The 23,402-nt window shown below is 66.0% G+C and carries 23 protein-coding genes; 10 read left to right on the forward strand and 13 right to left on the reverse strand.

Going from position 1 to position 23,402, the window contains the following annotated elements:
- Positions 1–33: 33 nt before the first annotated feature.
- Genes OO12_RS06075 through OO12_RS06090 form a run of 4 tightly spaced genes read right to left on the reverse strand, consistent with a single transcriptional unit; the run spans position 34 to position 3,368 of the window.
- On the reverse strand, positions 34–405 hold the full coding sequence (locus OO12_RS06075) for a hypothetical protein (protein ID WP_034157753.1): 372 nt from the start codon (positions 403–405) through the stop codon (positions 34–36).
- A 41-nt stretch (positions 406–446) separates the two neighbouring features.
- A complete protein-coding gene (locus OO12_RS06080; protein ID WP_152616286.1) occupies positions 447–1,148 on the reverse strand; it encodes a pirin family protein in 702 nt (233 codons plus the stop codon).
- A 19-nt stretch (positions 1,149–1,167) separates the two neighbouring features.
- Entirely contained in the window at positions 1,168–1,848 is a 681-nt protein-coding gene (locus OO12_RS06085; RefSeq protein WP_034157755.1) for a response regulator transcription factor, read from the reverse strand.
- Positions 1,845–3,368: a sensor histidine kinase gene (locus OO12_RS06090; protein ID WP_034157756.1), complete on the reverse strand. Its 1,524-nt coding sequence runs from the start codon at positions 3,366–3,368 to the stop codon at positions 1,845–1,847. The genes OO12_RS06085 and OO12_RS06090 overlap by 4 nt, the downstream gene beginning before the upstream one ends.
- A 468-nt stretch (positions 3,369–3,836) precedes the next feature.
- Between OO12_RS06090 and OO12_RS28445 the strand changes: the two genes are divergently transcribed.
- Positions 3,837–4,007: a hypothetical protein gene (locus OO12_RS28445; protein ID WP_160296746.1), complete on the forward strand. Its 171-nt coding sequence runs from the start codon at positions 3,837–3,839 to the stop codon at positions 4,005–4,007.
- A gap of 2 nt (positions 4,008–4,009) precedes the next feature.
- On the opposite strand, the gene OO12_RS06100 is transcribed toward OO12_RS28445, so the two are convergent.
- Together OO12_RS06100 and OO12_RS06105 are read right to left on the reverse strand one after the other, a co-directional pair.
- The gene (locus tag OO12_RS06100; protein ID WP_235364694.1) at positions 4,010–5,302 is read right to left on the reverse strand and encodes a glycosyltransferase family 4 protein; all 1,293 of its coding nucleotides are present in this window, start codon (positions 5,300–5,302) and stop codon (positions 4,010–4,012) included.
- 183 nt (positions 5,303–5,485) lie between these two features.
- Positions 5,486–6,055: a DUF4337 domain-containing protein gene (locus OO12_RS06105; RefSeq protein ID WP_034157758.1), complete on the reverse strand. Its 570-nt coding sequence runs from the start codon at positions 6,053–6,055 to the stop codon at positions 5,486–5,488.
- A gap of 124 nt (positions 6,056–6,179) precedes the next feature.
- Here OO12_RS06105 and OO12_RS06110 point away from each other — a divergent pair, with 124 nt between their 5' ends.
- The gene (locus OO12_RS06110) at positions 6,180–6,986 is read left to right on the forward strand and encodes a DUF72 domain-containing protein (RefSeq protein WP_034157759.1); all 807 of its coding nucleotides are present in this window, start codon (positions 6,180–6,182) and stop codon (positions 6,984–6,986) included.
- Positions 6,987–7,045: 59 nt separating this feature from the next.
- On the opposite strand, the gene OO12_RS06115 is transcribed toward OO12_RS06110, so the two are convergent.
- The 4 genes from OO12_RS06115 to hemC all read right to left on the reverse strand — a co-directional run bounded on the left by OO12_RS06115 (position 7,046) and on the right by hemC (position 10,420).
- Positions 7,046–7,696 carry a DUF4893 domain-containing protein gene (locus OO12_RS06115; RefSeq protein WP_034157760.1) on the reverse strand — a complete coding sequence of 217 codons (651 nt, stop codon included), beginning with the start codon at positions 7,694–7,696 and terminating at the stop codon, positions 7,046–7,048.
- 225 nt (positions 7,697–7,921) lie between these two features.
- Positions 7,922–8,812: a hypothetical protein gene (locus tag OO12_RS06120; RefSeq protein ID WP_052215584.1), complete on the reverse strand. Its 891-nt coding sequence runs from the start codon at positions 8,810–8,812 to the stop codon at positions 7,922–7,924.
- Positions 8,813–8,843: 31 nt separating this feature from the next.
- A complete protein-coding gene (locus OO12_RS06125; RefSeq protein WP_034157761.1) occupies positions 8,844–9,506 on the reverse strand; it encodes a uroporphyrinogen-III synthase in 663 nt (220 codons plus the stop codon).
- Positions 9,503–10,420, reverse strand: a complete 918-nt coding sequence (gene hemC, locus OO12_RS06130; protein WP_034157762.1) for a hydroxymethylbilane synthase — start codon at positions 10,418–10,420, stop codon at positions 9,503–9,505. Before hemC ends, OO12_RS06125 begins: the two co-directional genes overlap by 4 nt.
- A 37-nt stretch (positions 10,421–10,457) precedes the next feature.
- Here hemC and tsaD point away from each other — a divergent pair, with 37 nt between their 5' ends.
- The 3 genes from tsaD to OO12_RS06145 are packed head-to-tail and all read left to right on the forward strand — an operon-like array spanning position 10,458 to position 12,999.
- On the forward strand, positions 10,458–11,492 hold the full coding sequence (tsaD, locus tag OO12_RS06135) for a tRNA (adenosine(37)-N6)-threonylcarbamoyltransferase complex transferase subunit TsaD (protein WP_034157763.1): 1,035 nt from the start codon (positions 10,458–10,460) through the stop codon (positions 11,490–11,492).
- A complete protein-coding gene (locus tag OO12_RS06140; protein WP_034157764.1) occupies positions 11,489–12,463 on the forward strand; it encodes an NAD(P)H-dependent glycerol-3-phosphate dehydrogenase in 975 nt (324 codons plus the stop codon). Before tsaD ends, OO12_RS06140 begins: the two co-directional genes overlap by 4 nt.
- The gene (locus OO12_RS06145; RefSeq protein WP_052215585.1) at positions 12,463–12,999 is read left to right on the forward strand and encodes a DUF1697 domain-containing protein; all 537 of its coding nucleotides are present in this window, start codon (positions 12,463–12,465) and stop codon (positions 12,997–12,999) included. The genes OO12_RS06140 and OO12_RS06145 overlap by 1 nt, the downstream gene beginning before the upstream one ends.
- A 255-nt stretch (positions 13,000–13,254) precedes the next feature.
- Here the strand turns inward: OO12_RS06145 and OO12_RS06150 are convergent, their stop codons facing one another.
- Both OO12_RS06150 and OO12_RS06155 read right to left on the reverse strand, forming a co-directional pair.
- Positions 13,255–15,111 (reverse strand): AsmA family protein, encoded by a 1,857-nt coding sequence (locus OO12_RS06150; protein WP_082006369.1) that lies wholly within the window; start codon positions 15,109–15,111, stop codon positions 13,255–13,257.
- A 41-nt stretch (positions 15,112–15,152) separates the two neighbouring features.
- Entirely contained in the window at positions 15,153–15,347 is a 195-nt protein-coding gene (locus tag OO12_RS06155; RefSeq protein WP_034157766.1) for a DUF1674 domain-containing protein, read from the reverse strand.
- 77 nt (positions 15,348–15,424) lie between these two features.
- Between OO12_RS06155 and htpX the strand changes: the two genes are divergently transcribed.
- From htpX to purH, 5 genes are read left to right on the forward strand one after another with little or no spacing between them, the layout of a single operon-like run.
- Positions 15,425–16,405: a zinc metalloprotease HtpX gene (gene htpX, locus OO12_RS06160; RefSeq protein WP_034157767.1), complete on the forward strand. Its 981-nt coding sequence runs from the start codon at positions 15,425–15,427 to the stop codon at positions 16,403–16,405.
- A gap of 2 nt (positions 16,406–16,407) precedes the next feature.
- A complete protein-coding gene (locus tag OO12_RS06165) occupies positions 16,408–17,691 on the forward strand; it encodes an RsmB/NOP family class I SAM-dependent RNA methyltransferase (RefSeq protein WP_082006370.1) in 1,284 nt (427 codons plus the stop codon).
- Positions 17,692–17,735: 44 nt separating this feature from the next.
- The gene (rpe, locus tag OO12_RS06170) at positions 17,736–18,395 is read left to right on the forward strand and encodes a ribulose-phosphate 3-epimerase (protein WP_034157769.1); all 660 of its coding nucleotides are present in this window, start codon (positions 17,736–17,738) and stop codon (positions 18,393–18,395) included.
- Positions 18,396–20,120 carry a heparinase II/III family protein gene (locus OO12_RS06175; RefSeq protein WP_034157770.1) on the forward strand — a complete coding sequence of 575 codons (1,725 nt, stop codon included), beginning with the start codon at positions 18,396–18,398 and terminating at the stop codon, positions 20,118–20,120.
- Positions 20,121–20,133: 13 nt separating this feature from the next.
- A complete protein-coding gene (gene purH / locus OO12_RS06180) occupies positions 20,134–21,717 on the forward strand; it encodes a bifunctional phosphoribosylaminoimidazolecarboxamide formyltransferase/IMP cyclohydrolase (protein ID WP_034157771.1) in 1,584 nt (527 codons plus the stop codon).
- A gap of 113 nt (positions 21,718–21,830) precedes the next feature.
- Here purH and OO12_RS06185 read toward each other — a convergent pair whose 3' ends face one another.
- The gene (locus OO12_RS06185) at positions 21,831–23,339 is read right to left on the reverse strand and encodes a lipopolysaccharide biosynthesis protein (protein WP_200887391.1); all 1,509 of its coding nucleotides are present in this window, start codon (positions 23,337–23,339) and stop codon (positions 21,831–21,833) included.
- Positions 23,340–23,402 lie beyond the last annotated feature (63 nt).

The following is a 23,402-nucleotide window of genomic DNA, read 5'->3' on the forward strand; positions in this document are numbered from 1 at the left end:
AATATACCGGGAGCAGCGCCGGATTATCGCCGGTCAATCATTCCCGGATCGTTCGATCTCGCCGCCGCAGTCGAACGCGTCGTCGGCGACGGCATTCAGATCCGCTCCATTGCGAATGACGACGGCGTTGCGGTCGATCGCGGCTGAGATTTCGCCGGTATCGGCCCGGGCCAGATGCACCTGTTGCTTCAGGACCTCATGCCAGCGCGTCGCGAACTGGGGTTTGACGTCATCGAGTCCGAGCTCAGCCGCTTGTTGCCGCAGCGCGGGCGTCGCCAGGCTGGAGACGGCCTTGGTGATGGCCAGGCAATGTGCCGCATGGTCGATCCGTTCTGCCCCCAGCCGCTGACGCTGGGCCTCCCGGCCCTTATCTGCGGACTGGGGCGCTGGCTCGCAGGCGGCCATGAACAGCGGGATCGCGATGGCTGCGAAGGGCAGGAGCTTCGTCAGGATATCGTCTCCACCACCAGGATTTCGGCCGCATCGAGCGCGCGCAAGACCAGAGTCCGCTCATGCTGCACGGCACAGCCATCGCCGGCCCCGAGCATCAGGTCGCCGATGCGCACCCGGCCGGCGATCACCATCACATACGCCATCGATCCAGGATCGAACCTGAACGGAAGCTCCGATCGTCGCCTGATCCGCGCCGCATGGACGCGTGTGGACCCATGCAGTCGAAACGCGCCACGATCTTCCGGCCAGGGGCTGGCGATGATGACTGCCTCATCAAGCAGCGCACGCGTGGGAAGAATGGTGGTCCGGTGCATCGGGCGATCCGGCATCGCATCGGCGCGAATGCGCAGCTCGAAATATTCCGCCGGCCGGGCGCCGGGATTGAAATAACCATGTTCCATGCCGCGGCCCGGCGAGACGAGCATGATCTCGCGCGCGACCGCGCGGCATTTCGGCCCGAAAATGCCGGCATGCGCGATGACCCCGCTGCGGACGATGGCAAGGCTTTCGACACCGTCGATCGGCTGTGCGCGGACTTCACCGCGGGGCGGAAGCACATTGTGATTGAGCGTTACCAGATCGCCCCAGTCGATCCGATGGAGGTCCTGAAACGCGCTGAAAGCGAGGTGATGGACCGCCTCGATCCGCTCGTTCCGAGTGCGGCCATGCGAGGCGAGCGGGCGCAGCTCGATCATGACTGGGCCATCGGTCGCATCACTGGGCGGCAACGAGCCGGTAGCCGACGCCGGGTTCGGTCAGGATCAGGCGTGGTGCGCCGGGGTCTTCCTCGATCTTCTGGCGCAGCAAGCCGACATAGACGCGCAGATACTGGCTGTCCGCCATTTCCGATCCCCAGCCGGCGATCAGCAACCGCTTGTGCGTGACGACCTGACCCGCACTGCCGACCAATGTTTCGAGCAGCGCGAATTCCTTGGGTGACAGCCGCACCGGATCGCCGGCCAAAGCGACATGGCGGGTGGCGAGATCGATGGTGAGCTCGCCATGTTTATAGGTGCCGCGCGCTTCGCCGCCCGCACCGTTCCGTCGCAGCGCCGCGCGGATTCGGGCCATGAGTTCGCCGATCTCGAATGGCTTGTTCACATAATCGTCGGCACCTTCGTCGAGCGCGGCGATCTTCTCGCCTTCCTGGTGGCGTGCCGAGATGACGATGATCGGGACGTCGCTGGTGGCGCGCATCCGCGTGATGACGTGCTTGCCGTCCATATCGGGTAAGCCGAGGTCGAGGATGACGATATCCGGTTGCTGCGCGGTCATCGCCGTGATGCCTGACTGCGCATCCATGGCAATGGTGACGGTGTAACCGGCCGCACCCAGCACCGGCTGGAGCACCGCAACGAGCGAGGGCTCATCATCGATCAGCAGGATATGGCTCATGACCGCGTTGCCTCGCACAGCGGCAATTGAATGACGATGCAACTGCCCTTGTCGCCGATGCCGGGCTGCCGTGCCTCGATCGTCCCCGCCAGCGCCTCGACGAACCCGCGCGCGATGGCGAGCCCAAGGCCGCTGCCACGCGGTGACATCTCCGCCCGGGGTACGCGGTAGAAACGCTCGAAGACGCGTTCCAGTTCGGTCGCCGGAATGCCCTCGCCTTCATCGGCGATCTCGACGCGGCAATGGTCGCCGACCTTTTCGGTGCGGATCGCGATCCGCCCGTCGGGGGGGCTGTACAATATGGCATTGTCGATGACGTTGATCAGGACAAGTTCGAACAGCGCGGGATTGGCCGCCACGAGCAGATCCTCGGGGCAATCGGTGCGCTGGATCAGCCGGCCCGGTAGGCGGGCACGGACGCGCTGCAGCGCCGCGCCGATCATTTCCGCAACGCTGAGGATCTGCAATGTCGCGGCGACGCCACCCGCTTCGAGCCGGCTCATCTCGAGCAGATTCGCGGTGTAGCGGTTGAGCCGTTCGCAATCCTCGACGATTCCGGCAAGCAGGCGCTGCGACGTCTCGGCATCGAGCTTGTCGCGATAGGCGATCAGGCTCGAGGCAGACGCGCTGATCGCGGTGAGCGGCGTGCGGAAGTCGTGGCTGACCGACGACAGCAATGCGGACTTCAGTTCTTCGGCGCGCAAGGCCGCATGGCGCTCGGTCATTTGTTCGGACAGCAGCGCACGTTCGGCGGCAAGCGCGACGATGTTGCCACTGGCGTCGAGCAGTGCATCATCGACCTTGCGTCGCGTCGCCGGTGTCAGTGCGGTCCCTTGCTCCAGCACGATGGCGCCGAAAACATCATCCCCGCCATGCAACGGATGAATCAGGCCGTTGTTCGTTTCGATCGTAGTGCCGCCGGCTATCGCCGCTTCCGCCATGACCAGAGTTTCGGGCGTCAGGTCGTCATTGCCGACCGGCATCAGCCGGCCCTGGTCGCGACGCAGTAGGACGGCATTCCCGCCCAGGGTCTTTGCGGCGAAGCTGGACAGCGTCACAGCGATCTCCTGCTGGCGCAATGCCGATTGAAGGCTGCGGCTGAGGTCGAGCAAATTGCGCAGCCGCTCATTGCTGTCGCGCGCCGCCTCGGCATGGTCCCGCAGCCGCCCCGCGAGAATGCCGCTGACCACCGCACACAGGTTGAAGATTACCAACGGGGCAACGTCGCGGCCCGTGGCGAGCCGGAACGTCAATTCGGGCTCGGTCAGATAGAAATTATAGGTCAGGAATGCGACGACGGCAGCAGCCAGCGCGCAGATCAGGCCACCAAAGGCCCCGGCAATGGTGATGCCGAGCACGAAGATCAAAGCGGCTGCGACCTCACCGTAAAGATGGCCGACCAGCGCCGCGCCAGCCGCCGTGACCGCGATGATCGCCACGGTCGAGAGAAACTCCCGGCGATCGGGCAGCGCAGAGATGGTACCGATCAGATTGGGATAGGGCGCGCGTCGCGCAGGCATCGCAGTTCTCATGGTTCAATCTCTGGTCCACGGCGGCGGGTCGGTTTTTGGCATACTCTCTTATATATCCACCGCCGTGGTGAAGTGGCATCGGAACGCGTCCGGGCCTGAGGGGACGCCCGGCCGGACCGATGTGCCACGATCATGATTGTCGCTGTGCGGCGGCAAGGTCCATGCATAAAAATATTATAGTAACGCCCCGCCGCTCTTGCGACCTACGCTATATCCGAACCGGCCGGAAAGGTCGGATGGATCGGCGGCAAATTGCGAAACACGGCAGGAAAACCGGTCGATCATGGCCAGCGGAGCGCCGCACTCGCCTGGTTTCTGGGCCTGAGCGCCATGTGCCTTGCATCGGCGGCATGTGCGGCGGTGGGCATGAAGCCAAGGCCGGATCGCGCGATCCGGTTCACCTGCGCTGATGGCCGCTCCTTTACGGCGGATTTGCGCGCTGGGAGCGCCCGCATCATGGCCGGGAGCACGCGTTACGACTTGCCGAAGGTACGCTCTTCGATCGGCTTGCGCTTCGTGTCGAAACAGGTCGCGTTCGCTTATGACGATCGCGCGGCGTTCCTGATCGGTGCGGCCGGGGGCCCTTACAGGGATTGCGCGCGCGGGGCGTCTCCCCGGCGCAACTGACGTCACCGATCGGCCGCAGTTTCCCCGGCAGCGAGATGATAGGAGGTGATCGCGTCGTCCAATATGTCGGACCAGCGATAGCCCAAGGCTGCCTTGCGCGCGGCGCGGCCCAACGCAACGCGCGCGTCGTGGTTGAGCATTAATTCCAGGACGGCCTCGGTGATGTCGACCGGGTTCGGTGTCACGAGCCGTCCCGTTATCCCGTTATCGATCAGCGCGCGCGCACTGCCGACATCCGCGCTGACGATCGCCAGCCCCACCGCCATCGCTTCGAGATTGACGTTGCCGAACGCTTCGGTGACGCTGGGGTTGATGAGGATGTCGGCGCTGGCGACTGCCCGGCCAAGGTCGCGCCCCTCCAGATGACCGGCAAAGACCGCGTCGCCAAGCCGGTCGCGGAAATGCTGTTCGGCCGGGCCGATGCCGACGACCAGGGGCCGGACCCGATGGCCGCGCTCGCGGAGCTGATCGACCGCATCGGCGAAGATATCCAGGCCCTTTTCTCGCACCAGCCGGCCGAAAAAGAGCGGGATCGTCTCTTCGTCGGCGAAGCCGTGCTCTCGGCGCCACGCCAGATCGCGCGATGCCGGGGTGAAAGTGTCGGTATCGACACCGCGTCCCCATAAGCGGATCGCGGCGGGCGGGACGCCCATCTCGGCAAGCGCGGCGGCTTCGAACTGGTTGGGAGCCAGCACCATGTCGCACCCGCGATAGAAACGCGACAGCAGCGCGGTGGCCGGCCGGCGCAGCAGTCCCAGGCCATAATAAGCGAAATAGGTGTCGAAGCGGGTATGGAGGCTGGCCACCACCGGCACAGTCATCGCCCGGGCGAAACGGCGCGCTTTCATGTTCAGCACGTCCGGCGCGGAAAGATGCACGATATTGGGGGCGAAACGCCGGATGTCGTCGCGGATTCGCGTCGGAAGACCCGTCGCCAGCCGATATTCGGGGCGACCGGGAATCGATACCGACGGGACCGGGACAAGGTCGCCGGCCGGGGCGAATGCCGGTTCGGCTGCCGTCGGAGAGTAGACTCGCACGGCAGCGCCGCGATCGAGCAGATGCGCGACGAGCCGGTTGAGCGCCTTGTTCGCGCCGTCCCGAACACAATTATAGTTTCCGGAGAACAATGCGACACGCAGGCCGTTCGCAGAGACAGCGGCATCGGGTGTGGAGCGTGTCGCGCCGGGAGCGGCGACCATGTCGAGACGGTCGAACAGCGTCGAACCGGCTGGCCGGTGCCGGGCATAGGCCCGGACGCTCGGTCCGCCGCTGGGGATTGCGGAGGTTTTCATGTCAGCCGTTCTTCACGCGCAACATGGCGGGCAGATTGCGCCGGTGGCGCCATCCGATGGATCGGTCATACGCTTTCACTCGCCTACATCGCAGCGGACAGGGCCTAAACGCGGGCGTGAGAGCGGCGTTATTATGGATTTTTTATAGTGCTGAGCCCGTCGTCGAGCGAATATGGGGTCGGATCAGCCGAGGAAATTGCTCAATATATCGGGATGGAATGCCCAGCCGGCAAAGCCGCATATGCCCATGAACAGGCCGAACGCGCCGAACGCCCATGACGCCGCGATCAGGCCGAAGCTTTCGGTCAGCGCAGCGACGGCAGCGAGCGAGATCGCGGTCGAAAGCAGTGCCTCGCTGGCATCGAATTGATCGTCATGGACGTTGAGCGCATCATATTGATCGGCAAAGCCCTGCGCCTGCACGGCGAGTTTCGGTGCTTCAGCGCGGTATTTGGCAATCTTCGCATCGGTCTCGGCCAGCGTGGCCGCCGCCGCGGCCTTGGCGGAGGGCAGCGCGCTGGCCAGGATCGCGATCTCGCTGCGCGCGGTCTCGGCGATATGCGTCTTGGTCTTGGTCGCCTGATACTCGCCCCAGCGGTCGACCGAATCGGCCTTGGCCTGCTGCATCGCCTGGACGATGTTGCCATCCTTGATATTGCCCAGCCCCATGGACACCGACAGGATCACGACGGTGATCGCGACCCAGCGGTTCAGGCGCTTGTCCTTGGCTTCGGCAGTGACTTCGACTTCCATGTCGTGCTCCTTCGGCCCGGAATGTCGGGCGTCGTCGCGGCAATCGCCAATGAATTCTTCGTCATGAAAGGCGGCGCACCTGTCGATATTTAACCGCGCCGATTTTCGCGCTACGCTACCCGTCATGACACAGGCGAACATCCGGATCGGCATCGGAGGCTGGACCTTCGAGCCATGGCGCGGCACCTTTTTCCCCGAAAAATGGCCGCAGAAACGTGAGCTGGAATATGCCGCCGGCAAGATGACCGCGATCGAAGTCAACGGCACCTATTATAGTGGCTTCAAGCCAGCGACGTTCGAGGGCTGGGCGAAGGCCGTGCCCGACGGCTTCGTCTTCACGCTCAAAGCGTCGCGCTTCTGCACCAACCGCAAGATATTGGCCGAAGCGGGCGAATCGGTCATGCGCTTCGTCGATCAAGGCATCATCGAACTGGGCGACAAGCTCGGCCCGATCCTGTGGCAGTTCATGGCGACCAAGAAGTTCGACGCCGACGATTTCAGCGCGTTCCTGAAGCTGTTGCCGGCGCGGCATGGCGGCATCGCGCTGCGCCACGCGATCCAGGTACGGCATGAAAGCTTCGCGGTGCCCGAATTCGTCGCGCTGGCGCGCGCCGCCGGGGTGGCGATCGTCTATGCCGATTCGGCGGAATATCCCGCGATCGCCGATGTCACCGGCGATTTCGTCTATGCCCGGCTCGAAAACGCGCAGGAAGAGGCGGTCACCGGTTACACCGATGCCGAGCTTGACCGCTGGGCCGATGCCGCGCGTGCCTGGGCGGCGGGGGGACAGCCCGATGGCCTACCCTATGCAGCACCCGAACCGCCAAAGGCCTCGCCCCGCGACAGCTTCATCTTCTTCATCAACGGCGCGAAGGTCCGTGCGCCGGCCGGCGCGCTGGCGTTGATCGAGCGGGTCGGCCGGCCCGGCTAGAGCTTGTCCATCACTGGCCGGTGCCGCGCCTCAGCGCAGCGGGATTGAGCTCCCGGCCCCTAGCGTGCCGGGCTGCCGGGTCCGGTCGGCGGTACGGGTACGAGTTCGTACAGGTCGAGCAACGCGCCCTTGCCGGCATGGGCAAGCACGAAGCGCCAGCGGAACGGCCCGACGCGTTCGATCACGCCGGCGACATCGCGCTCGGGATCATGACCATAGGATGGCGCGATCTTTTCGGCGCCATTGCGGAACGTGCCGAGAAACACCTGACGCTTGTTGGTGTCGGCATACACCCAGCCGCCGGGCAGAATCGTGCCGGTCTGCTTGGTGAAGGACAGGCTCTTGGTGTCGCCCTCCACATAGCAGAAATCCGGCGCGAAGCTGGTGAAGGCGGCGCGCCCGCCGAAGCGTAGCAAGCGACAGCGATAGGGGCCTGGCGGCAGTGCCGGCAAATCGAGCGCCGCATCGGGTTGAACCAGCGGCCCCTCGGCGGCGAGCTTGCTCGCCAGGCGTTTCGGCACTGCGGCGCGAGCGGCTGCCCAGCGTGACGGCAGCGCCTCGAGGCGGACAAGATCCTCCGGCGTCGCGACCGATTCCCAGCCCGAGGGTTGCGCCGATGCCTCGACCACGACGCTCGTATGGTTCCGCGTCGTTGCACAACCAGCGGTCAGCGATCCGAACAGGGCAAGCGTCAACAGAGCGCGATACATGTCGGCTGGGATCCTTCAGCGGTAAAGTTACAAGACCGCCACAGCGAAGGGTGTCAGCGGGTTAACAATTCGTATGCGGAGATAGTTAACAAAAGGTAAACGCTGTTTGATGCGCACGACCAGCCGTTGAAAACGGCGCGCCGAAAGCGACGAACCGAATGGCGAGGTCAAATGGCGGGGTCAAAGGTCCGTGACGCGCGGGAAAAATCCCCGAGCGTGATGGCGTCAGCCCGCCGGGGTGGGATCGGTTTCCGGCAGGTCGGCCGCGCCCGACTGGCCGAGGATTGCCGCCGCCTCGATCGTATCGAGTGCGCGCCGCGCGCCGATATAGCGCCGGGCGGCGGCGGTCCAGCGCGTCGCCTGGGCGGCACCCGGCATCCGCGCCACTTCCGCCAGCGCTGCCTCGACCTTGCCCTGCTCGAGCATCTGCTTGGCCCGGGCGAGCCGATCGACCGGCAAAGGCGAGGGGGTGGTAGCCTGATGCAGCACCACGAGATTGCCGAGTTCCCGGCGAAAGCTGCTCCACCAGCCCGAGCTGCGCGCGCCGGTCACCAGCTCGGGGGCGATGCCGTCGAGTCCGGCGCGAAGTTCGGCGATCGTCACCGGCTCGCGGGCGGCTTGCAGGATCGCCGCCACCGCGCGCGGCTGGCCGGGGCCGAAGCGGGCGCGCAAATGCTGTTCAACATAACCGAGCGTCAGCCCGCGATCGAGCGCACGGCGCGCGGCAAAGGCGATCATCATGCCCTCCGCGCGTGTCGCATAGCCCGAGGCGGTCTGGGCATCGCTGCTGACCCGGGCAGTCCGCGCTTCGAGATCGGCGAGCCGCGCGGCAAGATCGGTTTCGCGTGACGACAGCGCATTGAGATCGATTACCGGCGCCGTGGTGGCAGGCGTGCCGGCGGCGGGCACGACCACGACGGGCAATTGCCCTTTCGGCATCGCGTCGGCGGCGGTCTGCGCGGGGAACCAGCGGCTTTGATAATGCAGCACCGCAGCCATCGCGATCAGCCCGCCGACAAACGCCAGCAAGGCAATGATCGCGGCGGGACGCCAGGCGGATTTGGCGGCCGCCGTCATGGGTGCCGGGGCAATGGGATCGATCGGCATGTCGCTCATGTCCGCCTTATCCCTGCGCACGGGGCCCCGGTCAATCGGCCAGCAACCGGGCGGCGTCGAGCAAGGCCGCGTCATCGGGCCTCACCGCAACGGCATGGCCGGCCCAGCCCGAACCCGCCGCCGCCAGGATCGCGCCGCTCAATGCGGCGATCCGGATCACGGCCCGGCCGTCGATCAGTTCGGCTAGCCGGGAGGCTGCCCGGGCGGAATGGAGCAATGCGACCGAGCCCGCGAGCATGCCGAGAATGTGGGGCGGTACCGCCACGACATCGCTTTGATAGACAATGATCGTGCTGTGGATTGCCGGGCCGAACACCGACACGCGGTCGCGGCCGCCGAGATGAACGGCCTTCCTGACCCCGTGCGTTTCCGCCAGCGCCAGCAACGCCGCCATATCGCCGGTGCCGGTCGCCATGACGTCAAGGCCCATCTCCCGCGCGGCCTGCGCCGTCTTTTCTCCGACGGCGAGCACCGGGAGGGCGCGCAATGCGACCAATCCCGCGCCCGCATGCCGTACTGCGTTGGCGCTGGTCAGGATCAAGGCGTCATGGGCAGCGAGATCCGGCACCGTCCAGTCGACCGGCCGCACCTTGAACAGCGGCAAGCGAATAATGTCGAACCCCAGTGCCTCGGCGCGCGCGGCGGTCGCCGCATTGCCTGGTTCGGGCCGCAGGACCGCGAGCGGCCTGGTCATGCCGCGAACAGCACCCGCACGGCTGCCGGTGCCCGATCGAGCAAATCACGCGCCAGGCGTTTGGACAGTCCCGTGTCGGCGACCGGCCCGCTCGCCGCGCCGGTCACATGCTCGCTGCCGTCTTCGGACAGGAGTTCGGCGCGCAGCGTCACCTGATCGCCCGAGATCAGGGCGAGCGCCGCGACCGGCGAGTGGCAATCGGCATCGAGCGCGGCGAGCAGCGCGCGTTCGACCAGCACGCAGCGATGCGTTTCGTCATGGTCGATCGCCCTGACCAGCGTGATTGCGCGCCCATCATCGGCACGGGTCTCGATCCCCACCGCGCCTTGCGCCGGGGCCGGCAACATGACGTCAATCGGGATCGCCGTGCCGACATCGCTGCGCCCGAGCCGGTCGAGCCCGGCGGCGGCGAGCAAGGTCGCATCGACATCGCCCGCTGCCAGCTTGGCCAGGCGGGTATCGACATTGCCGCGGAACAACACTGCTTTCAGATCGGGCCGCACGCGCATGATCTGCGCGCTGCGCCGCGGCGAACTGGTCCCGACGCTGCCGCCATGCGGGATATCGGCAAGGCTTGCCGCGCCGATCAGCCGGTCACGGACATCGGCGCGCGGCAGCATCGCCACGATTGCCAGCGTGTCGGGACGAATCGTCTCGACATCCTTCATCGAATGGACCGATCCATCGATCTCACCGGCAAGCAGTGCGCGATCGAGCTCCTTGGTCCACAGCGCCTTGCCGCCGATTTCGGCGAGCGCACGATCCTGCACGCGATCGCCGGTGGTGACGACGGTGACGATCTCGACGTCATCGGGATGCCAGCCATGCGCGTTACACAAGGCATCGCGGACCATATTGGCTTGAGTAAGGGCGAGCGGCGACCCGCGGGTGCCGAGACGGAAGAGAACGGGCATGGCTTGTGCTAGCGATGGATGCGATTAGAGGAAAGCCGTGGCGCTGATCCTCGGCCTTGAATCCAGTTGTGACGAAACCGCCGCCGCGCTGGTGACGAGCGATCGCGGCATCCTCGCGCATCGTCTTGCCGGGCAGGAAGCCGCGCATCGCCCGTTTGGCGGCGTCGTGCCTGAAATCGCCGCGCGCGCGCATGTCGAGGCGCTGATGCCGCTGATCGAGGGTGCGCTGAGCGATGCCGGCGTCACGCTGGCCGAGGTTGACGCCATTGCCGCGACCGCCGGGCCGGGTCTGATCGGTGGCGTCATGGTCGGACTGGTGACGGGCAAGGCGCTGGCGCATGCCGCGGGCAAGCCGCTGGTTGCGGTCAATCATCTCGAGGGGCATGCGCTCAGTCCGCGCCTGACCGATCCCGATCTCGCCTTTCCCTATCTGCTGTTGCTCGTCTCGGGCGGGCATTGCCAGTTGCTGCTGGTCGAAGGGGTCGGTGCGTATCGCCGGCTTGCCACGACGATCGACGATGCGGCGGGCGAAGCGTTCGACAAGACCGCCAAGCTGCTTGGCCTGGGTTTCCCTGGCGGGCCGGCGGTCGAGCGCGCCGCGCTGGCGGGCAATCCCGACGCCGTGCCCTTGCCGCGACCGTTGAAAGGATCGGCCGAGCCGCATTTCTCCTTTGCCGGCCTGAAAAGCGCCGTGTCGCGCGCGCGCGACACGGGCGCCTGGAGCGCAGAGGATATCGCTGCCTCGTTCCAGGCCGCCGTGGTCGATTGCCTGCTCGATCGCACCATCAGGGCGCTGGGCAAGGCGCATGGCGCCACCGCCCTGGTCGTTGCCGGTGGAGTCGCCGCCAATCAGGCGGTGCGATCGGCGCTCGAGGGGCTGGCGATCGCCAACGGCCTGCGCTTCGTCGCGCCGCCCTTGTGGTTGTGTACCGACAATGCCGCGATGATCGCCTGGGCGGGGGCGGAGCGCTTTGCCGCCGGGTTCACCGATCCGCTCGATATCGCCGCACGGCCACGCTGGCCGCTCGACCCGGATGCCGAGGCAGTACGCGGTGCGGGGGTGAAGGCATGAAGATCGGAGTCATTGGCGGCGGTGCCTGGGGCACCGCGCTGGCACAGGTTGCCGCTCGGGGCGGCGAGTCTGTCCTACTCTGGGCGCGTGAGCCTGACGTCGTGACGTCAATCAATACGATCCACGAGAATTCGGTATTCCTCACCGGCGTGACCTTGCCCGACACGATCCGCGCGACCGGGACGATCGGTGACTTGTCGGGCTGCGACGCACTGCTCGTCGTCGCGCCCGCACAGCATGTTCGTTCTGTGCTGGGCGATATCGATAGCGGGGCGACACCGCTGGTGCTGTGCGCCAAGGGGATCGAGGCGGGCACGCAATTGCTGGTCGGGCAGGTTGCCGGCCAGGTTCATCCACAGGCGCCGATCGCGGTGCTCTCCGGGCCGACCTTCGCGCATGAGGTCGCCGCCGGTCAGCCGACCGCTGTGACGCTGGCTTGTGAGAATGATGCGCTTGGTACGGCGCTGGCCGAACGGCTCGCCGGGCCGGCATTCCGCACTTATGCCTCGAATGACGTCATCGGCGCGGAGATTGGCGGCGCGGTCAAGAATGTCCTCGCCATTGCCTGTGGTGTGGTCGAGGGCGCGGGGCTTGGCCAGAATGCCCGCGCCGCGCTGATCGCGCGCGGCTTTGCCGAAATGACTCGCTTCGGCCTGGCGCGTGGTGCGCGCGCTGAGACATTGGCTGGCCTGTCCGGGCTTGGCGACCTGGTGCTGACCTGTTCCTCAACCAGCTCGCGCAATTTCTCGCTTGGCGTCGGGCTGGGACAGGGGCGCAGCGCGAGCGAGATGCTCGCCGACCGCCGCACCGTGGCGGAAGGCGCGTTCACCGCGCCGGTGTTGTGTCAGGCGGCCAGCGCGGTCGGCGTGGCGATGCCGGTGGTCGATGCGGTGTGTGCGCTGCTTGACGGCGCCGATGTTCGCGAGGTGGTCGGCGCGCTGCTTGCCCGACCGTTGACGCGCGAAGCGTGATGCGCCGGGCGGCATTGCTGCGCGGGGTCAATCTCGGCGGTCGCAAGCTGCTGATGACTGACCTCAAGGCACTCACCGAAGCGCTCGGCTTCACGCGGGTCGAGACGCTGCTCGCCTCGGGCAATGTCCTGTTCGACGCGGAGCCGCCGGGATCCGAGATCGAGACGATGCTGGAGGCGGCGCTGGAACAGCATGGTCTGACGACTGACGTCATGGTGCGCGACCTGACCGAAATCCGCGCAGTGATCGCGGCCAATCCCTTTGTCGACGCGGCGCTCGACCATCCCAGCCATGTGCTGGTCACCTTTCACCGCGATCCCTTTCCGCCCGACCGGATCGCACGCCTTGCCGAGGTCCATGCCGGCCCCGAACGGCTCCACGCAGTCGGGCGTGAACTCTATACCGACTTCCTTGGCCAGCAGCAGATGCGGGACTCGAAACTGCTCCAGGGCATGAGCAAGGCGAAATTCCCCAGGATCGCCACCGCGCGCAACTGGAACACGGTGGCAAAGCTCGCCACGCTGCTTGAGCCATAACGGGCGCCGATTCACGAACAGGATCGAATTGAGCAAGGTGCGGGTCGGACGGGACACATGTCTCCTCCCGCTCTTTGAAATCGTTGACATCACAGATAGTCGCTCATCGTGCGACCATCAAAGACAGGTCCTGCTACGCTGGAAACAGGACCTGTTATCGACCTGTTATTCAATAACAGGTGAGCGTCAATCAAGTTATTGATTAACAACCAAAATTTTTCACCGGATATCCAACTTAACAGGGGTGAGGGCCGGTCAGCCGCTCAGTGCCTGTGCCGACAAAGTGCCGCAATCGGCATCGGTAGCCCTGGGCCCCTGCGTGCCGGCGATCGAGCGCCCGATTGCCTTCAGCACATTGCCGACTGACTTCACCCTGGGCGGAATAGTGACGTCAGGCTCGCGGATCGTACCGGCGATGGTGACCGACCCGGGCAGGCGCAGCACGCTTTTCAGCTTCGGCGCACCGGTCAGGGTGATCGCCAGTGTTTCGGCCGGGAAGCTGATGCTGCCCTGGCCGTTCGACTGGCTGAGCGTGGTGTCGAGCACCAGCGGATCGACCCGCCCGGTTCCGTCGCGCATCGCGAGCCGCAGCACGACGCAGCGCAGGCCGGCGCGCGCATCGTCGTCGGTGGTCAGCGCGCGCGATGCGTCGAAGCCGATCATCGCGGCGACCTTGGCCGGCAGGCCGCCGTCGCGCGCGACCAGGCCGATGCTGCCAGTGGCATTGCCGACCGCTTCGCGGATAGTGCTGCCGCGGCCGGCCAGCCTGGCGCGCGCATCGACTCGTCCGTCGACCGCGCCTGCTCCGCCGGCCAGCGTATCGACATTGCTGCCGCTCAGCTTCAGATCGATCGTCACCAGTGGCACCTTGACGCCACCGCGCTGGTCGACGCGCATCGATCCGGCGATCTCGCCCTGTTTCAGCCCGATCGTCAGCGGCGCGATATCGAGCAATTGATGGTCGAGCTTCAGCGTGCCGCGCAGCGATGTGATCGATGACGGCCGCTTGCCACCGAACACCTGGCGCACAGTGAAACGGATGCTGCCATCGGTATCGTCGATCTTGACGATATTGATCCGCATATTGGGCACCAGCCTCAGGCCGATCGACTGCTCCAGCGCCGCGGCCTTGGCCAGCCCGGCATCCGACGCGAAATCGTCGAAGTCGAGCCGGTTCGAACTGACATCACCATCAAGCAGCGTGCGCCCGCCGCGCTTGCGCACCGTCACGCTGCCGGCAATGTCCGACTGGCCGATCGTGCCGCTCAGCCTGGTGATGGTCCAATCCGGCCCGTCATGCCGCGCATGCGCTGTCAGCTGCACGTCCTGCGTGCCGAACAGCCCGGCCTCGATGACGGCATCGACCATCTTCAGATCGTCGGCGCGTGCGGTCAGGTCGATCGTCATGGCATTGGTGTCGAACGGCGTGTCCATCCTGCCGATGATCGTCATGCCCAGCCGTGGCCCGTCGATCCTGGCTTCGAACGGCCAGGGCCGTCCGGTAGCGCCTTCAATCGCGGCGCCCCTGGCGCTCAGCGTCACCGGCGCACCGAGTATCTCGCCCGTGCCGTCAAGTGTGAGCCCCTTTGTGATGTCGGCTGTCACCTTGGCCGTGAAACTGCGCCCGACCTTGGCGTCACGATAGCTGACCATGGTGTCGGCGATGTGCAGGCCGGTCAGGCTCGGGATCGACTCATCGGATGCGGGCTGACGCCAATTTTCGCGTCCATCCTTCGCCCGGACAAGGTTGAGGCGCAGCCCGGCCACGTCGATCGATTCGGGGCGGACTTTGCCGAGGAGGAGCGGAAAGACCGGGAAGCTGACGGTCGCCGTCTTGATCGTCGCCAGATCGCCGGACCCGGCCCAGCCGGCCTGTGGGATGCGTACATCGCGAATCGCGATCGTCGGGGTGAAGGAGAAGCCGTCGAGGCGGTCGATTCGTCCGATCGTCACCGGCTGGCCGAAGCTCTTGCTCATCCTGCTTTCGACGGTCGATTTCAGGCTGCCCCAGGGAAAGGCCGCGAGCCCGATCAGTGCGAGCAGGATCAGCCCGACGATCCCGCCGACGGTCCAGTGAAGCCGGCGATCGGCAATCAGTGTTCTGAAAGTCACCCATAAGTGACGCGCCAGCGCGCCGTTTCGTTCCGTTTCGGTCAGAAATCGACCGCAATGCCCTTCAACGCCCAGTCGCCATAGCGCACCGGGTTGAGGCCCAGAGGATCATCGCGCGGATCATCGAGCGGATCATCCGGGCCTGGCTCGGCCTTTTCCTTCGGTTCGGGGTCCGGCACCGGCGGATTCTTCGACAGATAGGCGGGTGGCTTCACATGTGGTGGCCGTTGGGCCATGGGCTGCTCCCTTGCATGCGGGCGATTGAACCGTGCCCCTCCCGATGCCACATCGGGCCTGAAAGGAGTTGGTTCAAGTGAATCAGCTGAAGACGATGATGTTGCTGGCGGCGCTGACCGCTTTGTTCATGGCGCTGGGCTATACGCTCGGCGGCAGCGGCGGGGCCGTGATCGCGCTGATCGTGGCGGCGGGCATGAACCTGATCACCTTCTGGAATGCCGATCGGATCGTGCTGGCCATGCACAATGCGCGCGAAGTCGATATGGCAAGCGCGCCCGAATTCGTCGGGATCGTGCGTCAGTTGGCGGCACGCGCCGGTTTGCCCAACCCGAAAGTCTATATCATCGATTCACCGCACCCGAACGCCTTCGCCACCGGGCGCGACCCCGATCATGCCGCGGTCGCCGCCACGACGGGCTTGCTCGGCATTCTGTCGCGTGACGAAATCGCGGGGGTGATGGCGCATGAATTGGGCCATGTGCGCAACCGCGACACGCTGATCATGACCATGGTCGCGACAATTGCCGGCGCGATTTCGATGCTGGCCAATTTCGGGCTGTTCTTTCGGTCGGGCGATGGGCGCAGCGCCGGGATTGCCGGCTTGCTCGCGGTGTTCGTCGCGCCGTTCGCGGCGATGATCGTGCAAATGGCGATCAGCCGCACGCGCGAATATGGCGCCGACCGCGCGGGCGCGGAGATTTCCGGCAACCCGCGCGCGCTTGCCTCGGCGCTGGCCAAGCTCGCACGCGGCGCGGCGGTGGTGCCGAGCGATGTCGCGACGCGCATTCCCGCCGCAGCGCAGCTCTATATCGTTCCCGGCCTTGCCGGCGGCGACAATATGTTCTCGACTCATCCCGACACCGGCAACCGCATTGCCGCGCTGGAGGAAATCGCGATCGAGATGGGCGCCCCTGCCGCGATGCCGGCGGTCGCGCGCCGCACCGGTTCCGCCAGTGTCCCCAGTACGCGATCTGGTTCTCGGGCCAGTTCTCGGGCCAGTTCTCAGGGGCGTGTCAGTGCACTCAGCCCGCTCGCCCCTCCGTCCGATCGTCGCTGACCTTGGCTTATTCCAATACCACCCAGCCCGAACCCGCCGGCGTTCCCGCACGTCGCGCCGCACTGCGGCTGCTTGATGCGGTCCTGCGCCAGGGACTGCCGCTCGAAGCGGCGCTAGACCGCGCGACCTCGGGGATCGATCGCGCCGATGATCGTGCGCTGGCCCATGCCATTGCGGCAGAGACGCTGCGCCGCTTGCCCGATCTCGACGCGTTGATCGATTCGGCGACAGCGCGACCCCTGCCCGATGACGCCAAGGCGCGCTTCGCGCTGCGCATCGCGCTGGTTCAGACACTGGCGCTCGGTACGCCGGCGCATGCCGCGATCAGCACGGTGCTGCCGTTGGTCGATGGCGGGCCGCGCAAGCTGGTCCACGGCGTGTTCGGCACCTTGTCGCGGCAGAACGCCTCGCTGCCCGAAATCCCGACCTTGCCCGACCCGGTCGCGATTCGCTGGCACGCCGCATGGGGCGATGACGCGATTGAAGGCGCCGAACGCGCCATCGCTGCGCCGCCGCCGCTCGATCTGATCATCGCCGATCCCGCCGCGACCGATCGCTGGGCCGAGGAGCTTGGCGGTGTGTCGCTGATGCCGGGGCATGTGCGCTTGCCGAACGGGCATGTGCCCGAGCTGCCTGGCTTCGAGGAGGGCGCCTGGTGGGTCCAGGATATCGCCGCGTCGCTGCCCGCGCGCCTGATTGGTCGCGGGGACGGCATCGCGCTCGACCTGTGCGCCGCGCCGGGCGGCAAGACGATGCAATTGGCCTCGGCCGGTTGGCGGGTGACGTCGGTCGACAGTGCGCAAAGTCGTCTGGCGCGACTTCACGATAATCTCGCCCGGACAAAATTGTCCGCCGATGTGGTGATGGCCGACGTGCTGACCTGGACGCCGGCGGCGCCTGCCGATGCGGTGCTGCTCGATGCTCCCTGCAGCGCGACGGGCATTTTCCGCCGCCACCCTGATGTGCTGCACCGCGTCCGGCCCTCGCAGATCTCGGAAATGGCCGCGCTGCAGGAAAAGATGCTCGCGCGCGCCGCCGACTGGGTCCGCCCCGGCGGGGTGCTGGTCTACGCCACCTGCTCGCTCGAACCGGCGGAGGGTGAGAAGCAGCTCAAACGCTTCCTTGGGACGCGCGGCGACTATGTGGTCGACCCGATCCGCGCCGAAGAACTGCCCGACGGTCTGGCCGCTCATGCCGGGGGCTATTTGCGCACCGTGCCGGGTGCGCTGGCCGATCGGGGCGGTTGCGACGGGTTTTTCATGGCGCGGATGATGCGGACTGGCTGATCCACACCTTGCGGGGTGAACCTGCCATGCTAGAGGGTCCGGTCATGCAAAACCCTGTCCGTATCGCCCCATCGATCCTGTCCGCCGATTTCGCCCGGCTGGGCGAAGAAGTGCGCGCGATCGATCTTGCCGGCGCCGACTGGATCCATGTCGACGTCATGGACGGCCATTTCGTGCCCAATATCACGATCGGCCCGGGCGTCGTGAAGGCGCTGCGCCCGCACACCACCAAGCCGATCGACGTTCATCTGATGATCGCGCCGGTCGATGCGTTCCTCGACGACTTCGCCGCGGCGGGCGCCGACACGATCAGCGTGCATGTCGAGGCATCGCCGCACACGCACCGTACGATCCAGCATATTCGCGGTCTCGGCAAGCGCGCCGGCGTTGTGCTGACCCCGCAGACGCCGGCCAAGGCGCTCGATTACCTGCTTGAGGAAATCGACCTGGTGCTGGTGATGAGCGTCAATCCGGGATTCGGCGGGCAAAGCTTCATCGAAAGCCAGCTTCGCAAGATCGAGGCGATCCGCAAGATGATCGACAAGGCCGGCCTGTCGGTCGACCTGGAGGTCGATGGCGGCATCGACCGCAACACCGCGCCGCGCGCGATTGCGGCCGGGGCCGATGTGCTGGTTGCCGGCACTGCCACTTTCCGCGGCGGCCCGTCGGCCTATGCCGATAATATCGCTGCATTGAGGGGCTGAGTGAGCGATCCCAAAGAGACCGACAGCATCGATGAAGGCAAGCGGCTGATCCGGCTGGGCGGCGACAAGGGTCTCTCTCTGTCCGAACGTATTTCAGAACGACTGCACCGCCTGACCTGGCGGACGCCGATCCATGGGCTGAAGCTCAAGGGCCGTCATCCGCTCAAGCTGACCGCCGTGCCCGACGATCCCTTTCTGGGTGACGTCAAGCGCGGGCATGCGCTGCTCGACGGCAATCTCAGCTTTCGTGGCGAGACGCTGGCGATCGCCGATATCAACCTGAACAAACCGGATTTTTCGCGCGCGTTCGGCGATCATCTGCACAGCTTCGCCTGGCTGCGCGACCTGTCGACCGTCGCGACGCGCGCCCAGGCGACGCCGGTCGCCGAAGAATTGATGCGGCGTTGGCTCGACGCGCATGCCGATAAGGTCAGCGAACCGGCCTGGCGCGCCGATCTGTGGGGGCGGCGCATCCTGTTCTGGACCGCGCATGCGCCGTTGATCCTGTCGTCGACCGACCTGGTCTATCGCAGCCGCATGCTCAACACGCTCGCGCGCGGTGCACGGCATATCGATCGTGGTGCGGACAAGATGGCGCCGGGCGCGCCGCGCGTCGCGGCTTTGTGCGGGGTGGTCGCAGCCAATTTGCTGATCGCCGGGGGCGATGCGCGCCGCGGCTCGACCGAATCCGCCCTGATCAAGGCGCTGTCGGCGTCGGTGTTCGACGATGGCGGCAGCGTCGCGCGCGCGCCGCTCGCGCAGCTCGACATCATCATGCTGCTGACGATGGTGCGCGAAACCTATGACTCGCGTCGGTTGGAGCCACCCGCCGCGCTCCTCGAAATACTCAACCGCATGGTCCCGGCATTGCTTGGGGTCAGTCACGGCGACAAAGGGCTGTCGAGCTGGCAGGGCGGCGGACCCGTTTCGGGCGAAACGCTCGGGCAAATCCTCGACGCGACCGGAGTCCGCGCAAGGCCGCTGCGCCAGGCGCGTGACTGGGGGTATCAGCGCCTCGCTGCGGGGCCAGCGGTGCTGATCATGGACGCGGCGCCGCCGCCGGTCGCGCGGCTGGTCGAGGGCGGGTGCGCGTCGACTCTCGCCTTCGAATTCTCTGATGGTGCCCATCGCCTGGTGGTCAATTGCGGGGGCGCGCGGACCGCGGTGGTGCAGCTTCCCGCCGCGCTGGCCGATGGCTTGCGCACCACGGCAGCGCATTCGACCCTGATCGTCGGTGACAGCAATTCGACCGCGATTCACCCCGACGGCACGCTCGGGCGCGGCGTCGCCGAAGTCGAGCTGGCGCGGCAGGAGAGCGACGCCGGCAGCCGGATCGAGGCAAGCCATGATGGCTATGCGCGGCGCTTCGGCTTCGTCCATCGCCGTCAGCTGGTGCTGGGGGCGGATGGCCGCGATCTGCGCGGCGAGGATATGCTGTTGCCCGTGGGCAGGCGCCGCAAGATCGCCACCACCGCCTTCGCCATTCGCTTCCATCTCGGTACGGGTGTGCGGGTGTCGCCGACCGCCGACGGCATGGCCGCCCTGCTGCGCATGCCCGGCGGGGCGCTGTGGCAATTCCGTTGTCGCGGCGGGATGCTGGCGATCGAAGACAGTTTGTGGATCGATGCCGATGGCCGTCCGCAATCGACCTACCAGCTCGTGATCACGGGCGAATCCCCTGCCGGCGGGTGCAGCGTGAGCTGGGCCCTGAAGCGCGCCAATTGATACCGGAGTTTCCATGACCAGCATTCCCATCCGCCGCGCCCTTTTGTCGGTATCGGACAAGACCGGCATCATTGATCTGGGGCAGGCGCTGGTCCGTCACGGGGTCGAGCTGGTCTCGACCGGCGGCACGGCCAAGGCGTTGCGCGAAGCCGGGCTGACCGTGCGCGACATTAGCGACCTGACCGGCTTTCCCGAAATGATGGACGGCCGGGTCAAGACGCTGCATCCGAAAGTGCATGGCGGGTTGCTCGCGGTGCGCGACGATGCGGCGCATGTCGCATCGATGGCCGAACATGATATCGGCGCGATCGACCTGGTCATCGTTAATCTCTATCCGTTCGAGCAGACCGTCGCGAAGGGCGCCGACCGGCCGGAAGTGATCGAGAATATCGATATTGGCGGTCCGTCGATGGTGCGTTCGGCGGCCAAGAACCATGCCTTTGTCGCGCTCGTCACCGATCCGTCCGACTATGCCGAATTGATCGCCGAGATGGATGCATCGCAGGGTGCGACCACGCTGGAATTGCGCAAGCGCCTCGCTGCGCGGGCCTTTGCCGCGACCGCGGCCTATGACGGCATGATCGCCAGCTGGTTCGGTTTTGTCGATCAGGGCGAAGCCTTTCCTGAAACCCTGCCCGTCACGCTGAAGCGCAGTGCCGCGCTGCGTTATGGCGAGAATCCCCACCAGTCGGCCGCTTTCTACACCGCGACGGGGCCGCATGCGCGGGGCATTGGCCAGGCGCGTCAGGTGCAGGGCAAGGAATTGAGCTACAACAACCTCAACGATGCGGATGCCGCGCTCGAACTGGTTGCCGAATTCCGCGATGCGGCGCCAAGCGTGGTGATCGTTAAGCACGCCAACCCGTGCGGCGTCGCCACGGCTGCGACGCTCGAAGAAGCTTATGCCGCCGCTTTCGCCTGCGACACGGTATCGGCGTTTGGCGGTATCATTGCCCTCAACCGCAAACTCGATGAAGCGACGGCGCGCGCCATTTCGGGCATTTTCACTGAAGTCGTCGTCGCGCCCGATGCCGATGAAGCGGCGCTGGCGATTTTCGCGGCCAAGAAGAATCTGCGCCTGTTGCTGACCGGCGAGCTGCCCGATGCGGCGCGTGCCGGGCTGCAGGCCAAGTCGATCACCGGCGGTTGGCTGGTCCAGACGCGCGACAATGGCGTCTTGCCCGAGCTGAAGGTGGTGACGAAGCGCGCACCGACCGATGCGGAACTGGCCGATTGCCGTTTCGCCTGGACCGTTGCCAAGCACGTCAAATCCAACGCGATCGTCTATGCCAAGGACGGCAGCACCGCCGGGATCGGCGCGGGCCAGATGAACCGCCTCGAATCCGCGCGCATTGCCGCCTGGAAGGCAAAGGACGCCGCGGAAAAGGCCGGCTGGGCGACGCCGCGCACGATCGGCTCGGCGGTCGCGTCGGACGCCTTCTTCCCCTTCGCCGACGGCTTGCTTGCGGCGGTCGAAGCCGGCGCGACCGCGATCATCCAGCCGGGCGGCTCGATCCGAGATGACGCGGTCATCGCCGCGGCGGACGAAGCCGGTCTGGCGATGGTCTTCACCGGCATGCGCCACTTCCGGCATTGATGCCGGGATTGCTCGCAGACCATTCGGGCTGAGCTTGTCGAAGCCCTGCTGTTCATTTCCGGCCGAAGGAAGAACAGTTCTCCGACAAGCTCAGGGCGACAGGATAGGGCGGGTCAAATCGGCAGGGTCGCCTCGCTGGGCTTGGGCATCTTGCCGAACAAGGCTCGGTCGGCCGGGCGGAATGCCCATTTGAACAGCACGAACAAATAGGTCGCGCAGATCGAAGGGATGCCGATCGCGGCTTCCGCCCATTCATAGCTTTTCGGCAGTGTAGAGAAGGCGGCGCCGACCAGTCCCGCCGCCAGTGCCGCCCAGAGCAAGGGCCAGCGCCAGCCTGCGACGCCTGCATCGAGCAGGCGCGAGAGGAATTTCGACTTGATCACCGAGGTCAGGCTGACCGACAGCAGCAAGGCGATCGCCGGTCCTGCCGCCTGGTAGTTGACTGGCCATCCCTCGCTTCGGATCGCGAAGATCAGGGTGAAGCTCAGCGCAATCTGGAAACACAGCATGCCAAGCGAAATCAGCAGGTTCTTTATTCGCGCGATATAGATCAGCGCGCTTTCGCAGACCGCGCCGGTCGAGGCCGCCGCTTCCGCGGTCAGCAGGAAGGCGAGCGCGGCCGTGCCGGCGACGAACTGTGGTCCGACCACGCCCATCACCGCTTCGCCCGGGATCGAGCCCATCAGCGCGAGGCCGACTTGCGCCGCCATGATCCAGAAACCGACCTGCCTGACCTGTGCCGCCACCGCCTCGCGGTCGTCGCGCGCCAGCGCGGTGGTGACGACGGGACCGAGGATCGGGTCGAAACTGGTCTTGAGCTTGGCCGGGATCGAGGCGACCTGCTGCGCCATATAATAGATGCCGACGACCTTGGGTTCGAACATCACGCCGAGGATGAAACGGTCGACATTGCGCGTGCCCCATTCGACCGCGTCGGCCCCGGCAAGCGGCATGTTGCGCCCGGCAAGCGCAAGCAACGGCCGCACGCGCGGCTTCCAGCCATAGGGGATGCCATAGCTGCGCACGAACGGGATCAGCGATGCGATCAGCGCCGCCGCCATCGACAGGATATAGGACAGCACCAGACCGTCGCGCAGCGAGTAATAGGAAAGCGCCCAGGCCGCGGCGCTGATCGTCCAGGGTTCGACGATCGCGCGCGCCGTCACCGTCGCCTTGACGTTGCGGCGATAGGCGAGCGCCGCAAGGCTGACGTCCGACCAGGCGGTGGCGAAGATGATGCACGGCAACCACCGGTCCATGCCGGTGATCGGCGTATTGGGATACATCGCCTCGGGAAAGATGATCAGGATCGCGCTGGCGACGAGCGAGACGACGAATGCGACCGCCATCGCATCCCACACGACATGGACATGTGGCCGATCGGTATTCGACAACGCCTGGGCGAGCCCGCGCTTCAGCCCGAGCGTCGCAAGCAAAGCCGCAAGCTCGACCACCACCACCGCGATCGCGAAGCGCCCGACCGTGTCCGGCCCATAGACGCGGCCGGCGATGAACAGGAACGGCAGGCGCGCCGCGAGCCGCAGCAGGAATCCGATGATGTTGGTCCGGCCACCCTTGGCGAGCGCGTTCAGATCATCGATGTCGCCCGTGGCGGAGGTCAATGTTCCGCGCCCCAAAAGCCAGCGTGTTTAGTCACTTGCGTAAAAACCAGACGCTTTTGGAGC

The sequence above is a fragment of the Sphingomonas sp. ERG5 genome (assembly GCF_000803065.1).
In the GTDB taxonomy this organism is placed as follows: Bacteria; Pseudomonadota; Alphaproteobacteria; order Sphingomonadales; family Sphingomonadaceae; genus Sphingomonas.

Excerpts from the sequence above, each read along its gene's own strand:
- OO12_RS06075 (WP_034157753.1), bottom strand. The coding sequence starts at position 405 with ATGGCCGCCTGCGAGCCAGCGCCCCAGTCCGCAGATAAGGGCCGGGAG.
- OO12_RS06080 (WP_152616286.1), bottom strand. The coding sequence starts at position 1,148 with ATGATCGAGCTGCGCCCGCTCGCCTCGCATGGCCGCACTCGGAACGAG.
- OO12_RS06085 (WP_034157755.1), bottom strand. The coding sequence starts at position 1,848 with ATGAGCCATATCCTGCTGATCGATGATGAGCCCTCGCTCGTTGCGGTG.
- OO12_RS06090 (WP_034157756.1), bottom strand. The coding sequence starts at position 3,368 with ATGCCTGCGCGACGCGCGCCCTATCCCAATCTGATCGGTACCATCTCT.
- OO12_RS28445 (WP_160296746.1), top strand. The coding sequence starts at position 3,837 with ATGGCCGGGAGCACGCGTTACGACTTGCCGAAGGTACGCTCTTCGATC.
- OO12_RS06100 (WP_235364694.1), bottom strand. The coding sequence starts at position 5,302 with ATGAAAACCTCCGCAATCCCCAGCGGCGGACCGAGCGTCCGGGCCTAT.
- OO12_RS06105 (WP_034157758.1), bottom strand. The coding sequence starts at position 6,055 with ATGGAAGTCGAAGTCACTGCCGAAGCCAAGGACAAGCGCCTGAACCGC.
- OO12_RS06110 (WP_034157759.1), top strand. The coding sequence starts at position 6,180 with ATGACACAGGCGAACATCCGGATCGGCATCGGAGGCTGGACCTTCGAG.
- OO12_RS06115 (WP_034157760.1), bottom strand. The coding sequence starts at position 7,696 with ATGTATCGCGCTCTGTTGACGCTTGCCCTGTTCGGATCGCTGACCGCT.
- OO12_RS06120 (WP_052215584.1), bottom strand. The coding sequence starts at position 8,812 with ATGAGCGACATGCCGATCGATCCCATTGCCCCGGCACCCATGACGGCG.
- OO12_RS06125 (WP_034157761.1), bottom strand. The coding sequence starts at position 9,506 with ATGACCAGGCCGCTCGCGGTCCTGCGGCCCGAACCAGGCAATGCGGCG.
- hemC (WP_034157762.1), bottom strand. The coding sequence starts at position 10,420 with ATGCCCGTTCTCTTCCGTCTCGGCACCCGCGGGTCGCCGCTCGCCCTT.
- OO12_RS06140 (WP_034157764.1), top strand. The coding sequence starts at position 11,489 with ATGAAGATCGGAGTCATTGGCGGCGGTGCCTGGGGCACCGCGCTGGCA.
- OO12_RS06145 (WP_052215585.1), top strand. The coding sequence starts at position 12,463 with ATGCGCCGGGCGGCATTGCTGCGCGGGGTCAATCTCGGCGGTCGCAAG.
- OO12_RS06155 (WP_034157766.1), bottom strand. The coding sequence starts at position 15,347 with ATGGCCCAACGGCCACCACATGTGAAGCCACCCGCCTATCTGTCGAAG.
- rpe (WP_034157769.1), top strand. The coding sequence starts at position 17,736 with ATGCAAAACCCTGTCCGTATCGCCCCATCGATCCTGTCCGCCGATTTC.
- purH (WP_034157771.1), top strand. The coding sequence starts at position 20,134 with ATGACCAGCATTCCCATCCGCCGCGCCCTTTTGTCGGTATCGGACAAG.